Source organism: Pandoraea communis, from assembly GCF_902459745.1.
GTDB classification, from domain to species: domain Bacteria; phylum Pseudomonadota; class Gammaproteobacteria; order Burkholderiales; family Burkholderiaceae; genus Pandoraea; species Pandoraea communis.
The window spans coordinates 215,098-228,379 of record NZ_CABPSJ010000002.1 but is presented as its reverse complement, the minus strand read 5'-3'; the positions used below and the strand labels follow the sequence as shown (position 1 = coordinate 228,379).

The following is a 13,282-nucleotide window of genomic DNA, read 5'->3' as shown; positions in this document are numbered from 1 at the left end:
CGTTAAGAGCGCGACGCCGTCTTCGTCACCGCACCCGTCTGGGCTGCGGCCGAATGCGTTGCGGCACCATCCTTGCTGCGGGTCTGCGAAGTCTGCTGCGCGGTGTCGGCGTTGTTCGCGGCCGGCTTGGCGGTTTTGCCCGCTGCATCGGCGGTATCGCTTGCGGCGACTGCGGTGGCGCCCGCATCGTGGGTATCGCCGGTGTCGCCAGCCATTTTTACGGTCTTCGGCGAGACCGTGTCGCCCGGACGCACGCGTTGCAGACCGTTCACGACGATGCGCTCGCCATCCTTCAGACCCGAGGCGATTTCTACGAGACCGCCATGACGCTCGCCCAATTGAACTTCGCGGTACTGCGCCTTGTTTTGCGGGTCGACGACCATCACGAACTTCTTGCTCTGGTCGGTGCCGATGGCGGCTTCGTCCACGAGCAGTGCCGGATGGGGTTCGCCGCCCCCCACGCGAATGCGGGCGTACAACCCCGGCAGGAGCGCGCCGTCGGTGTTGTCGAAGCGCGCACGCACGCGGATCGTGCCCGACGTGGTGTCGAAGCGGTTATCCACGGAATACACGGTGCCCTTGCGCGAGTAGCCCGTTTCGTTGGCAAGGCCCAGATCGACGGGCACACCGCTCGTTTTGGCCGTGTCGCGCGAGAGATAACGCAGATAGGTCTGCTCGTCGACGTCGAACGCCGCGTAGATCGGCGAGACCGACACTACCGTGGTCAGCGCGGGCGATTGCGCACCGGCCGACACGGTATTGCCGACCGTAATCTCTGCACGCGATACCCGACCGGCGACCGGCGCCACGATCTGCGTGTAGCCCAGATTGATGCGCGCCGTCTCCAGCGCCGCCTTCGCCGCCTTCACGTTGGCTACGGCTTCGCGCGCGGCGTTTTCCTTCTGGTCGAAGTCCTTCTTCGCGATGGCGTTATCCGCGATCAGGCGCTGCGCGCGTGCGAGGTCGGTGCTGGTGAAGACGTCACGGGCCTGCGCCGACGCGAGTTGCGCCGCCGCACGGTCGACTTCGGCCGCATACGGGCGCGGGTCGATCGTAAAGAGGGCGTCACCCTTCTTCACGAGTTGACCATCTTTGAAATGCACGGCGGTGATGGTGCCCGACACGAGTGGCTTGATATCGACGCGATCCACTGCGTCGAGCCGGCCGGAATAGCTCTGCCAGTCGGTCACGGTGCGCGAGATCACGTTGGCCACATCCACTTCCGCAGTCGGCATGACTTGGGCAGCGGGCGTGCTGGCGTCGACGCGCACGACGGTGAGCGTGCCGATGGCCAGGAGCGCCAGCGTGGCGGCGGCGGCAATGAGTACAGGTTTGCGAGCGAGGGTGGTCATTGTTGAAAGCTCCGGGATCGGATGGACTCACTGGGTAGAGCCGGCGGCGGGGGTGCCAGCCGGCGTGTCAGGAACGCGGCCACTTCCCGCAACGCGGCGGGCAGAGCGGCCAGGCCGTGGTGGGAAGCGCTGCGATGGCGCGTGACCTGTGTCGGCACGCCGGCCGCGATGAGTTCGGCAGCGTACTTTTCGGCTTCGACGTGCAGCAGGTCGTGTTCGGCAGACGCGATCAACGTGGGCGGCAGGCCCGCGAGACGGCGCGATTCGAGCGGTGCGGCATACGGGTGCAAGCGCTGCGTGGCATGCGGCAGGTAGGCGCGATAGCATCTGGAACACTCGCTCGCTTCGATATCGCTGGGCGTGCGGCCATCGGCCAGGCGCGTCATGCTGGGGTCGAGCAGCGGGGCGAGCAGCACCTGTGCGGAAACGGCCACTTCGCCGCGATCGCGCGAGATCATCGTAAGCGCCGCAGCAATGTTGCCCCCGGCATCGTGACCGACTACGGCCAACCGGCGCGGGCTTGCGCCGTAGCGGCGGGCGTGGCGTTGCAGCCAGAGTGCGGCGCACCAGGCGTCTTCCGGTGCGGCGGGGAACGGGTGTTCCGGGGCGAGCGAATAGCCGACCGAGACGACCAGTGCGGGGACGTGCAACGCCAGATAGCGCGCGGCGACATCGCCGTCGTCGAGCGAACCTTTGCAGAAGCCGCCGCCGTGGAAGTACAGCACCGTGGGCAGATGCGCCTCGAGCGGCACCACCACGCCGGGCTCGCCGGCATGCTCATGGTCCGCGCCAGCGGCGGGGACGGTGGGCCGGTAAAGGCGCAGCGTTACCGGACCCACATGGCCGGCGATGCTCACCTCTTCGATGCGCAGTCCGTCTTCGGTGCGGTGCGTTTGCCCCGATCGTCCGGAATGCGACTTGGCGTTGGCTGACATATGACTTTGGGTTCGCGCGAGCGATACCCCTCTCATGACATTCGATGGAGCGAAGTCTAGAGGCCACGGACATTAGGATAAACGCCTATAATTTGGCAACACTGTTCGGTCAGCTCGACTAATCGATGGCGGCCTTATGGGCATTGGCTTATGACTTCGACCAATATGCATATGCATGGGGGCGGGGACACACAATGCCGGATCGGTCAGTGCAACAGCGCTTTTGAATGGGGAAACATCATGGATCGCTTGCAAGCGATGCAGGTCTTCACGCGAGTGGTCGAGGCAAACAGCTTTTCACGCGCGGCCGACAATCTCGGGTTGCCGCGCACCTCGGTGACCACGATTATTCAAAACCTTGAGGCACATCTGGGCACGCGGCTGCTGCAACGTACGACCCGCCGGCTTAACCTGACGCCCGATGGCGCGGCTTATTACGAGCGCTGCCTGCGAATCCTCGCGGATATCGAGGAGACGGAATCGTCGTTCCGCGAGAGCAGCCAACGCGTGCGCGGCAAGCTGCGCGTCGACATGCCGGGCTCGCTCGCCAAGCTTGTGGTGCTCCCGTCGTTGTGCGAGTTTCACGACCGCTATCCGGAAATCGAACTCATGGTCGGCATGGGCGATAAGCCGGTCGATCTGATTCAGGAGGGGGTCGATTGCGTGTTGCGCGTTGGCACACTTCAGGATTCGAGCCTCGTCGCGCGGCGCGTGGGCTTGTTCCAGAGCTTGACGTGTGCGTCACCGGCGTATCTGGAGCGCATGGGCATGCCGCATACGCTCGACGACCTGCAACGCCACACGGCGGTGCATTACTTCTCAAGCCGCACGGGACGCGTCGTCGAGGAGCAGTTCCTCGTGGACGGCAAGGAAGTTGAAATCAACATGCAGGGGGCCATCGCCGTCAATGACGCCGAAGCCTATCTGCAACTGGGGCTCGCGGGCTTCGGCACGGTGCAACTGGCGCGCTTCATGGCGCTTCCGTATCTGCAATCCGGCCAACTGGTCGAGGTGCTGCATCAATGGAAACCGCCGCCCATGCCGATTTCGGCGGTGTATCCGCATAATCGTCATTTGTCGCCTAAAGTCCGCGTATTTGTAGACTTCATCGCTGAACTCTTTGAGCGTTGCCCGCTGCTGCAAGGGCTGGACGAGACCGCCGGGCAGTGCAAGCCGACGGTGGCCGCGACCGACGCCGACGGCCGCTGGGCGTCGTACGGTACCGAAATGGCGCCACAAGAGGTCGTGGTTTGACGAGGATGGGAACGATGGCGGAGGTGCGCATTCGCGTCGCCACGCCAGACGATGCGCCAGCACTGCCGCGAGTTGACCGGAGTGCGGGCGAATTGTTTCGTCTGCTACCGGAACTGGCTTGGTTGGCGGACGGTGCGGGGATGCCGGTGGCTCGGCATCGCGAATTGATCATGAAGGGCGTGGCTTGGGTGGCCGTCGATCAAGATGACAAGCCCGTAGCGTTTCTCGAAGCCGAGGTCTTTGGCGACGAATTGCACGTGTGGGAAGTGTCCGTGCATCGCGATTGGCAGTCGCGCGGACTGGGACGCGCGTTGATGGCTGCGGCGTCCGAGCATGCGGCACACACGGGACTGGCGGCGCTCACGCTGACGACGTTTCGAGACGTGCCCTGGAACGAGCCGTTCTATACCCGGCTGGGCTTCGTGCCGATTGCCGCGCCAGATCTGAGCGAACGGCTCAGGAAGGTGTTGGCGCACGAGGTGGCCGCCGGGTTGCCCGAGGCGCGGCGCTGCGCAATGCGCCAGAGGGTTATGCCGCGCCGTTGAGGATGTGGCCCTGCGCGAGAGGCTGGAGTTCCAGACGCTCGCGCAACCTTATCTGGTCAGGTTGAAGGTCTCGGCCCGCGCGGACTGTCTTAGAATGGACGCTTTGTCGAAAGAACCGTCATGGCCGTAGCCATGAAAGGCTTTTATTCTTGCAATCAAGTGTGGTGAAGATGAGCAAGCCTTTCATTTCTCTGTGCCCGGAGATCACTCGGGCAAACGCGCTGAATTTGATGGATTGGTTGGAAGACGAGGGCGTCATCCGCTATCTGAGCGATTCACGTCATGTCTCCCGGTTCATCGAACAAGTCGTGGATCGGGTCCAGTTGCCGATCCTCACCCATCTGTTTAATCAAGGCGGCCGGTTCTTCATGGCGTACGACCGGCATGACAAGCCGGTGGGCTTCGTGCGCCTCGTCAAGACGGGGGCGGACTGCGAGATTGTCCTGGTCATCGGAAACCGCGACAACTGGGGCCGTAAGCTCGGTGGCAGCGCCTTGCGTGAAGGCATGAAGTTCGCCTTCTTCGACATGCGAGCCGAGAAGGTCATCGCCAAGATCCACATAGATAACACGCGCTCGTTGAAGGCCTTCCTGCGTTGTGGCTTTCTGCTCGACAGTGAAACCCCTACGATGAAGTTATATGCGATGACTTCAGAGCGCTATCTGCAGCGCTTGCGCGAAGGCGCTTTGGGCGACCCTTCTGAGATCTACATCACTGAAATCGACCAGAACCGGCTCAGGAATCTGGTGGCGCTGGAGCAAGGCGCTGATGTGGTTGAACTGGAGCACGAGATCGAGCGAGCCATCGTCGTCGATGCTCGGCAGGTGGCGCGGGATGTGATCACGATGAACTCCAGGGCCGTGCTGCATCTGGACGACGAGAAAGTGGAAGTGGACCTGGTCTACCCGCAGGACGCGGACGGCAGCGCCCGGAAACTGTCCGTTTTCTCCGGCGTCGGCACCGCGATTCTGGGCTACAAGGAGGGCGACGCCATCGACTGGCGGATTCCGGACCGGACCCGCTGCATTCGGATCGAGAAAGTGCTTTACCAGCCGGAAGCCGCGGGCGATTTCCACCTGTAGATTCGCTACGCGATAGCGACAGATTGCGTTTGGGCGCTTGAGCGAGCGCCTGATTCTAATGTCAGGCAGCCCCTTCTAGTCTGCGATGTTCGATAGATCGTTTTTGACCCTAAGTTGCCGTCGATAGGCGCTGATGTTCGCACTGCATCCAGCCAATGACGCGCGACAGGTTGACGTTGAAAAGTGTTGCTGAGGTCTGCGGTGCTCTTGCCTGCGTCAGGAAAAACTCCAGCTGGTCGGCCATCTTCGGGTACCCCGCGGAGAAATGACTGACGTGCTCTTCCAGCGTGCGAGGCCAAAATGGATCCGAGCTGGTCCTGAGTATATTTGTCGAGCGAATCAGCTTCCTTGCGGCTTCTTTCATGAGGCGACTTTCTGTGTCAGGGTGACTGGCGCCGGCGATGCGATGAGCATGTTCGTTCAACACTTGGAAGTAGTCGCCGTTCACGGATTCTGCAATAGCTCGTGAGGGGATAAAAGTATCGAATCTTTGGGCAAGATCGTTCCCGTGAACGCATCGACACTCATGTTTCAGCCAATAACCCCAGCTGTACAAATTGGCGGGATTCAGTACGTCCGCACGTGTCCCGATGTCGAAGTCAATTTTTGCTACCTCAAAGTGACACGCTTCCAGACCTTGGCGCAGTGTCTCGATGCGCGGGCTTTCCTGTGCCGACGGCTGACGCGTTAGCACGAGGGTCAGATCAAGATCTGATCGGCCTGGTACAGCACATCCACGTGCGACGCTACCGTAGAGATAAAGACCATCCAGCAGTTCATCCAACCCTGACGCAATGGATTCGCATGCATCTGCGACAAGAAGCGCAAACTCCGGTTGAATCGGCATGTCGCCAAGCACCGGGATCGTCGATGCGGGATATGAGTCTCTAGAATTTTCCATCTGCGCGAACCAATGTCCCGATGTGTGCCTCCGTACCAGCTGTGGGGAAGGGGAACGAACGCTTTGGGGTGAAGCTCGCCACCGTCGCACAACATATTTCGCTACTCGCCGCGTGTCGATTGCTTAGGTATTCGATAAATGACGGACATAAATTTCGGTGTCTCGCGTCGTTCTATGATGACACCACCGAGAGATTCGGCGATACGGCGGCTCGAGTTGTTTTCTTCAGCTACCGGGTACGTGAAGCTCTCGCTGCCAAGGGCCAAGCTTGCCCACATCGCAACAAGGGCAACAGCTTCACGGCCAAAGCCTTGTGCGTGGAAGTCTTCTCGAATCCAGATTCCTAATTCCGCGCTGGTACTCGTAACACCATGGAGTCCGGCTAACCCAAGGAAATTCCCGGTAGCCTTTTGACGGATTGCGAATGTGAAGTCCGTCCCGTCGGCGATCGTTAACAACCAACCTTGCCAGATGCGATCAAATGTCTCTCTGTTCGCCGGTGGCTCCCATGATATGAAGCGGGTAAGCGAAGGGGTAATGCAGCGAAATGAGTCGTCAGCATCATCAATCGAGAATGGCAGAATCGAAAGCCGTTCTGACTCAATGTGGATTTCATCCGGACGTAACAGCACTTTTCCCCCGATAGCCTACCGGTGTCTTCGGATTGTGGACGAACGGTCTCTGTCGAACGTCGCTTGCGGGCCACCTAGAGCTATTCGTAAACGGTTGAATCCACAACCCAACGCGGTCACTCGTGCGGGCACGTTTGCCGAAGAGTATTCGGCCCGGTCGATTGCTATTCCGTGACCTGCCGCCGTCGCAGCAAAAGCGGACGTCCGGACGTTGAAGTAACCGGTTCGTGTTAGCGAGTCCGTTTGATTTGCTTGTTATCAAGCCTCTTCCGGACGAAAGAACGGCAAATATCCAGCCTGAAATCCATTGGCAAGTGCATGGATTTTATATATCAAACATTTTTTTCTGTTGGTAAGAATGCTCTCGATTACCGGAATGAATTTAGCATGGCTGCTCATATTTTTTTTGTAATCGTAATCCGCTAGCGTTGCAGCTATCAGATCAGGTATTCGATTGAAAGAGTCATACCATACACTGCCTGTTTTTTCGGGTAGCCCAAAGACGAATTTTTCCGTGTAATTGCTGTCGTTTGACGACATTAGATTGTGGAATAAATTATTGGCCAAATCAAAGATTACAGGCATAGAGAATTTTGCTATTTTGTGGTTTAACATGTTGTCTCGATCAGAAAACCAGCCAATAGTTTCAATTTTCGTTGATTTGCAAACTTGAAATGTTACGTATGCAATTAGATTGGATACTATTTCAATATTCCTTATATTTCGTAGGTTGCTTCCCTGCTTTGATACTTCGTCAAGTAGAGTTTTGTAGGCCTTTTGTAGGCGTATGTAGTTTTCATTTGCGCCTTCGTTTTTTATCCACTGATTGACTTGATTGATAGCCGTCTTGTAGCAAGTCTTTAGAGCCTCACGTTCGTTAAAAGGATCTAATTTCATGTTTTTATCCATTAGTATGGATATATTCAAAATTTCGCTTTCGTTAATAAAATGCAAAAATTCAGAATTTACTTTTTTTAAATTTTTTATGTCTTTGAAGGATAATTTGTCAACTAAGTCGCCGATATCAAGAAAGTTTTTGGTGTAAGGGAGGATGGAAAATGTGATTGCATCGTTGGGCTTTTTTTTGTCGTTAAGTGCGTAATCACTGAAAATCATCCACTTTGATATATTTTTATTTTTATTGAAAAAATCTAAAAACAAGGTGTGACTGTGGTGGTTAAATGTTTCGTCTAAATGAATTAGGAAATTATGCATAACAATTCCGGATTTTGACTCGCCGGGGTGAACCATTTCATGCTCTTCCGTTATTGCTTTCATATTTATTTTTTGTCGATTATATCGGTTTTATAGCGTTGGTATGATTGGGTAAGCGATGGGCGGCGCTGCGGTGCAATTTTTAAACGGTGTCTGTGTTAAATGGCTGGGCGTGAATATAAGAAGCTCCCTAACTAGAGCGTCTGCAAGAAGGACTAAGGTTCTATCTAAACCTGTCGTACGAGCTACAGCATCTGAGTGTCCGCGAAGGCCGACAATGCGACGCAGGTACATAAATTTCAATGACCGCCTGCGAAGTGGGGCGGCCGTCTGAACGTCTTAGCGAAGCGTCTAACGAAGGTCATTTCATGGCCGAACACGGCTACTACCGTACCCCGGCCTCAAGCACTCGCCACCCACTCCCACGCTTTATCAAATCCGCCTTGCGTGCCAACAGACCGGCGACTCAACTTCCGCTGAGCGTCTTGGGCACCGGATACCGCTCGCCGTCATATTCAAGGGTGACGTTGGGCCGTTTGGACGTGCTTTCCTTGCTTGCGCAGTCGTTGCGTGTCGGCTTGTTCGTCGTTGTGACCGTTTTCTCGCTGACGACGAGCTTGGCATAGCCGTCCTTGCCTGCCGGGCCGACGGAGATGCTGCGCGAGGTGTCGGCGAAGCTGCCCGCACAATTTCCATCCCATTCGCCGCCGCCTGTTTGTGTCGCGAGTTTGTCGACGACCTTGCGCAGCTTCGCGCCATCCATCACATACAGGCTCAACGCGCTTTGCGAGAAGGGATTCACGCGCGACGACCCTTCAAAGTCGGTCCGTACGCCAAAGGCCAGCACCTGCGGCGTCAGGCGCCAAGGCGCCGTGTCGAGCGAAATGCTGCGCAGTCTGACGGCATCCGACACCAGTGCAGACGTTTCGAAGCGATGGGCAACGATTTTCCCCGTCTGACTGTCAGTCACCAGCACATCCACGTCATACACCTTGTCGTCGTCGGTGCGGCCTTTCTGCGGCAAGGGCAACGCGACCAGCGTGAGCGCCGGATTCGCAGGCCACACTTTGCAACTCGCGAGATCGGCATCGAGTGTGCGGCCCGGGTGCAGGGTATTCGTCCAACCTTCCAGACGATCGCGGCAATCCGCTTGAGCCAGCAACGGCAGACTAAGGACGGCACACACGGCAAGTGAACGAGCGATGACGGAACGGGGCATGTCGGATCAATGAAAGGTAGAGGGAATGGCCCAGCGAAAGCGAGTGAGCTTTTTTTCTGATGTGAGACGTCAGTCAGCTTCTTTACGGCACAGGCAGTAGATGAATTTCTGCGTCGCGCCCCACGGCGTCTGGTGTTCCTCACGCGCCTTTCGTAACAGGGTGAAGGGCGCGCCGAATTCCGCGTGAAGGGCATCCGGACTGTATCGCATGACCGGCAGTCCGCTGCATTGCTCGAGACCGTCCTCGGCAAATGTGGCAACGATTACCAGCCCTCCCGGCTTGACGGCGCGCAGCACCGCGCGCACATAGGCGTGGCGGTCTGCTTCGCTGGTGAGGAAGTGAAAGACGGCGCGGTCGTGCCACACGTCATATTTCTGGACGGGCAACTCGACACGGGTAATATCGCCCGCGATCCATGACACCGAGTCCCCGCCGGCGCCGAGGCGTTCGCGCGCAACGGCAAGCGCGGCTTCGGACAAATCCAGGACGGTGAGGTGACGGTAGCCGTGGCCAAGCAGATCGTCGACCAGCGTGGACGCACCGCCGCCGACATCGATGATCTCGGCGCCTTTCTCGATCTCGGACTGCGCGATGAGCGCCACCGACTGGCTCGCGTGCTCCTGAAACCAGCTCACGTTGGTCGAAGCTTTCGTTGAATAGACCTGATTCCAGTGATCTTTGGATTGCATAGGAACGCTTCCGTGTTGGGCCGGCAGTACCCCGTCAATTGCCAAAATGCGCTTACGTTGCCGGCAAGTATAGAGGCTCAGGTGTTCTCACGTTGGACCGCGACACACTTGATTTCGACCAGCAACCCCGGATGAGCCAGCTCGGATACCCCGATGGTGGTCCATGCACACATGCCGCGCGGAAATCGTCGATTCTTGACCTCGCGAAACACAGCCATGTGCCGCGACATTTCCACGTGATAGGTCGTCATGTCCACCACGTCGTCGAACGTGCAGCCAGCCGCCGCGAGCAGTGCCTGTAGATTGTCCCAGCATCCTTCGAACTGTGCTTCGGGGTCGGCGATGACCTCCATCTCCGGCGTGCGCCCGACCTGTCCGGCACAGAACACGGTGGTGGCCACGCGCACGGCGGGCGCGTATCCGGCGCGCTCGACAATACGCGTCATCGACGGGGGAACAATCACTTCACGATCGGGCATGTCACTCACCTTATTTGTAGGGTGAACGACTATAAACCGGGCGGCGCTCGATGGCCCGCCACGCTTTGTCGCACTTACCGCGCCGAGAGCGCGTGCGTGATCCTCGCGAGAGACGCGAACGGCTTGATGAGCGGGATGCGAGAGGGGAGGAAAACGGGAAAGAAAACGGGAGGCAAGACGGGCACCGAGCGCGCAATCTTGTGCGGTCAGTGCCCGATCAGAGGGCAGGGTGGCAGGAACGCCGGAGCGATCCTGCTGCCGTTCAGCGAGCGCTGGCCTCTGCCACACGTTGCGCGATGTGCGCGAGGGCTTCGTCTACCTGATCGATGAGGATCAGGCACAAGTCTCCCGGTTGCAGCCGTGCGAGTGCGGTGTCGATGGCCACGAACTCGCCGTGAATCTCCTCGACATGGCTCGCACGCTGCGCATCGACCAGACCTTCGCGCAGCAGTCGCAGCACTTCGCCGTCTTCGCGGCCGCGCTGGCATTGATCCTGATACAGCAGCACGTCGTCGAACGCGTCGCCGAGGATCTGCGTCTGACGGCGAATGTCCTCGTCACGACGGTCGCCCGCCCCCGAGATCACCACCGAACGGCGACGCGCAGGCATCGTTTCCACGGCTTGCGTGAGCGCGGCAATGGCGTCCGGATTGTGACCGTAGTCGGCAATCACGGTGGCGCCCTTGTAGTCGAACACGTTGAAGCGTCCCGGCGCGGTGCCTGCGTCATTCACGAACGTGGCCAGTCCGGCGCGGATCGTTACCGGATCGATATTCAGTGCCCAAGCTGCACCGATGGCAGCCATCGCGTTCTCGACCTGAAAACCGATGGTGCCGCCGCGTGTGAGCGGAATCGCGGCCAGTGCGTAGCGCGCTTCTTCGCTGCCGCGCGCCGTCACGATGTTGCCGCTGTCGACATAGACCACACGTTTGCCCGTTGCGCGATGCGTGGCGAGCACCGGGTGCGAGGCGTCCAGTGCGAAGAACGTGACGTCGCCCGGGCAGGCGTCTGCCATGCGCGCGACCATCGGATCGGCGGCGTTGAGCACGGCCATGCCGCGCGGCGCCACATTGCGCACGATCACGCTCTTGAGCACGGCAAGATCTTCCACCGTGTTGATGTACGACAGGCCCAGGTGGTCGCCCATGCCGATGTTCGTCACCACGGCAACATCGCAGCGGTCATAGGCCAGCCCCTCGCGCAGCAAGCCGCCACGCGCGGTTTCGAATACGGCCGCGTCCACGTCCGGGTGCATCAGCACGTTGCGCGCGCTGCGCGGGCCGCTGCAATCGCCCGTGTCGATACGCTCGCCGCTGATATAGATGCCGTCGGTGCCGGTCATGCCCACGCGCAGCCCCTGCTGGGCGATGAGGTGGGCAATCAGACGAACCGTGGTCGTCTTGCCGTTCGTGCCGGAGACCGCCACGACCGGGATGCGGCCGTCGTCACCGTCTTCGAACATCGTCGAGACGATGGCTTCGCCGACCGCACGGCCCTTGCCGTACGACGGCTGAAGGTGCATGCGCAGTCCCGGCGCGGCGTTGACTTCCACAATGCCGCCGGCCTGATCTTCGAACGGCTTGATGACGGTCTCGCACACCGCGTCGACACCGGCAATGTCCAGCCCCACTTGCTGGGCCGCCGCGACGGCGCGCGCCGCAATTTCCGGATGAACGTCGTCGGTCACATCGGTGGCCGAGCCGCCGGTCGACAGGTTGGCGTTGTTGCGCAACACGACACGCGCACCGGCTTCCGGCACGGAGTCGGCGTTCAATCCTTGCTTGGCGAGCGTGGCGAGTGCGATGTCGTCGAAACGGATCTTGGTGAGCGACGTGGCATGGCCCTCACCACGGCGCGGGTCGGCGTTCACCGTCTCGACCAGTTGTCGAACGGTGTGCACGCCGTCGCCTGTGACTTGCGGCGGATCGCGACGCGCTGCCGCTACCAGCTTGTTGCCGATCACGAGCAGACGGAAGTCGTGGCCCGGAATGTAGCGCTCGATGATAACGTCGCGGCTGATGTCCTGCGCGACCTCGAAGGCCTTCTCGATTTCTTCGCGCGTGCGCAGACGCACGGCCACGCCCTTGCCCTGATTGCCGTCGCGCGGCTTGACCACGACCGGTGCATCGATTTCCTGCACCAGCTTCCACGCATCTTCGACATTGCGAACCGTGCCGCCCAGCGGCACCGGCACACCGGCAGCGTGCAGCAGGGTCTTGGTCAGGTCCTTGTCCTGCGCAATCGACTCGGCCACGGCCGATGTGCGGTCGGTCTCGGCCGCCTGAATGCGGCGCTGTTTGCTGCCCCAGCCGAATTGCACCATCGAGCCTTCGGTCAGACGGCGGTACGGAATGCCGCGTGCCACGGCGGCATATACGATCGAACCGGTCGACGGGCCCAGACGCACGTCTTCATCCAGATCGCGAAGACGATAGAGGGCGTCGGCAAGATCGAACGGACCGTCTTCAAGGGCGGCGTTGATCAGTTGTTGCGCCAGTTCGAAGGCGAGGCGGCCGACCGGCTCTTCGCTGTACTGCACCACGACCTGGAACGTGCCCGGCTCGATGGTCGGCGTGGTTTGGCTGAACGTCACCGGGCAGCCGGCCGCTGCTTGCAGTTGCAGCGCAGTGGTGGCGAGGGCGTCGGCCAGCGACGCCGGACGCTCTTCGGCATCGGGCGTGAACGCCTGCAGCGCGGGAAAGCGTGCGCGCAGTCGAGCCTCGAAACCGGCCAGATTGCCGATCGAATGTTCCAGATCGGTGCACGTCACGATGGCCTCGATGGCGGTGTGACGGCTCCAGAGGTTCGGCCCGCGCAATGCGCGGATACGGGAGACTTCCATAAATTGCAATCCCTGTCTGTCCACTTCGCGTCCCTATATAGCGGATGGTTGGCGAGAAAAACGACTGTGGCTTGGGTATTCGGCGCTATCTATATATAGGGCGGGCGGCGACAGAGATCTCTGCACGCCGCCGCTC

Annotated in this window: 12 protein-coding genes; 3 read left to right on the top strand and 9 right to left on the bottom strand. The window is 59.6% G+C overall.

Translation table 11 applies throughout. From position 1 onward, the window contains the following. Positions 1-2: 2 nt before the first annotated feature. Positions 3-1,352, bottom strand: a complete 1,350-nt coding sequence (locus tag PCO31110_RS07360; RefSeq protein ID WP_246189769.1) for an efflux RND transporter periplasmic adaptor subunit — start codon at positions 1,350-1,352, stop codon at positions 3-5. Continuing rightward, the gene (locus PCO31110_RS07355) at positions 1,349-2,287 is read right to left on the bottom strand and encodes an alpha/beta hydrolase (RefSeq protein ID WP_010808124.1); all 939 of its coding nucleotides are present in this window, start codon (positions 2,285-2,287) and stop codon (positions 1,349-1,351) included. Before PCO31110_RS07355 ends, PCO31110_RS07360 begins: the two co-directional genes overlap by 4 nt. A 240-nt stretch (positions 2,288-2,527) precedes the next feature. Here PCO31110_RS07355 and PCO31110_RS07350 point away from each other — a divergent pair, with 240 nt between their 5' ends. The 3 genes from PCO31110_RS07350 (at position 2,528) to PCO31110_RS07340 (ending at position 5,168) form a co-directional block, all read left to right on the top strand. Further along, entirely contained in the window at positions 2,528-3,541 is a 1,014-nt protein-coding gene (locus PCO31110_RS07350) for a LysR family transcriptional regulator (RefSeq protein WP_010808123.1), read from the top strand. 14 nt (positions 3,542-3,555) lie between these two features. Continuing rightward, a complete protein-coding gene (locus PCO31110_RS07345) occupies positions 3,556-4,086 on the top strand; it encodes a GNAT family N-acetyltransferase (RefSeq protein WP_150690031.1) in 531 nt (176 codons plus the stop codon). A 170-nt stretch (positions 4,087-4,256) separates the two neighbouring features. Next, the gene (locus PCO31110_RS07340) at positions 4,257-5,168 is read left to right on the top strand and encodes a bifunctional GNAT family N-acetyltransferase/nucleoside diphosphate kinase regulator (RefSeq protein WP_150690030.1); all 912 of its coding nucleotides are present in this window, start codon (positions 4,257-4,259) and stop codon (positions 5,166-5,168) included. A 109-nt stretch (positions 5,169-5,277) separates the two neighbouring features. On the opposite strand, the gene PCO31110_RS07335 is transcribed toward PCO31110_RS07340, so the two are convergent. The 7 genes from PCO31110_RS07335 to cphA form a co-directional block, all read right to left on the bottom strand. Then, positions 5,278-6,069, bottom strand: coding sequence for a nucleotidyltransferase domain-containing protein (locus tag PCO31110_RS07335; protein ID WP_174979397.1), 792 nt, complete (start codon positions 6,067-6,069; stop codon positions 5,278-5,280). A gap of 101 nt (positions 6,070-6,170) precedes the next feature. Further along, a complete protein-coding gene (locus PCO31110_RS07330) occupies positions 6,171-6,701 on the bottom strand; it encodes a GNAT family N-acetyltransferase (protein ID WP_150690029.1) in 531 nt (176 codons plus the stop codon). Positions 6,702-6,959: 258 nt separating this feature from the next. Then, complete coding sequence (locus tag PCO31110_RS07325) at positions 6,960-7,979, bottom strand: hypothetical protein (protein ID WP_174979395.1); 1,020 nt, start codon at positions 7,977-7,979, stop codon at positions 6,960-6,962. A gap of 403 nt (positions 7,980-8,382) precedes the next feature. Further along, positions 8,383-9,135, bottom strand: coding sequence for a PA3715 family protein (locus tag PCO31110_RS07320; RefSeq protein WP_150690028.1), 753 nt, complete (start codon positions 9,133-9,135; stop codon positions 8,383-8,385). Positions 9,136-9,204: 69 nt separating this feature from the next. Next, the gene (locus PCO31110_RS07315) at positions 9,205-9,825 is read right to left on the bottom strand and encodes a class I SAM-dependent methyltransferase (protein WP_150690027.1); all 621 of its coding nucleotides are present in this window, start codon (positions 9,823-9,825) and stop codon (positions 9,205-9,207) included. Positions 9,826-9,902: 77 nt separating this feature from the next. Then, on the bottom strand, positions 9,903-10,304 hold the full coding sequence (locus PCO31110_RS07310) for a RidA family protein (protein ID WP_150690026.1): 402 nt from the start codon (positions 10,302-10,304) through the stop codon (positions 9,903-9,905). A 262-nt stretch (positions 10,305-10,566) separates the two neighbouring features. Next, entirely contained in the window at positions 10,567-13,146 is a 2,580-nt protein-coding gene (cphA, locus tag PCO31110_RS07305) for a cyanophycin synthetase (RefSeq protein WP_150690025.1), read from the bottom strand. Between the last annotated feature and the right edge of the window lie 136 nt (positions 13,147-13,282).

Excerpts from the sequence above, each read along its gene's own strand:
- PCO31110_RS07360 (WP_246189769.1), bottom strand. The coding sequence starts at position 1,352 with ATGACCACCCTCGCTCGCAAACCTGTACTCATTGCCGCCGCCGCCACG.
- PCO31110_RS07345 (WP_150690031.1), top strand. The coding sequence starts at position 3,556 with ATGGCGGAGGTGCGCATTCGCGTCGCCACGCCAGACGATGCGCCAGCA.
- PCO31110_RS07350 (WP_010808123.1), top strand. The coding sequence starts at position 2,528 with ATGGATCGCTTGCAAGCGATGCAGGTCTTCACGCGAGTGGTCGAGGCA.
- PCO31110_RS07325 (WP_174979395.1), bottom strand. The coding sequence starts at position 7,979 with ATGAAAGCAATAACGGAAGAGCATGAAATGGTTCACCCCGGCGAGTCA.
- PCO31110_RS07355 (WP_010808124.1), bottom strand. The coding sequence starts at position 2,287 with ATGTCAGCCAACGCCAAGTCGCATTCCGGACGATCGGGGCAAACGCAC.
- PCO31110_RS07315 (WP_150690027.1), bottom strand. The coding sequence starts at position 9,825 with ATGCAATCCAAAGATCACTGGAATCAGGTCTATTCAACGAAAGCTTCG.
- cphA (WP_150690025.1), bottom strand. The coding sequence starts at position 13,146 with ATGGAAGTCTCCCGTATCCGCGCATTGCGCGGGCCGAACCTCTGGAGC.
- PCO31110_RS07335 (WP_174979397.1), bottom strand. The coding sequence starts at position 6,069 with ATGGAAAATTCTAGAGACTCATATCCCGCATCGACGATCCCGGTGCTT.
- PCO31110_RS07310 (WP_150690026.1), bottom strand. The coding sequence starts at position 10,304 with ATGCCCGATCGTGAAGTGATTGTTCCCCCGTCGATGACGCGTATTGTC.
- PCO31110_RS07340 (WP_150690030.1), top strand. The coding sequence starts at position 4,257 with ATGAGCAAGCCTTTCATTTCTCTGTGCCCGGAGATCACTCGGGCAAAC.
- PCO31110_RS07320 (WP_150690028.1), bottom strand. The coding sequence starts at position 9,135 with ATGCCCCGTTCCGTCATCGCTCGTTCACTTGCCGTGTGTGCCGTCCTT.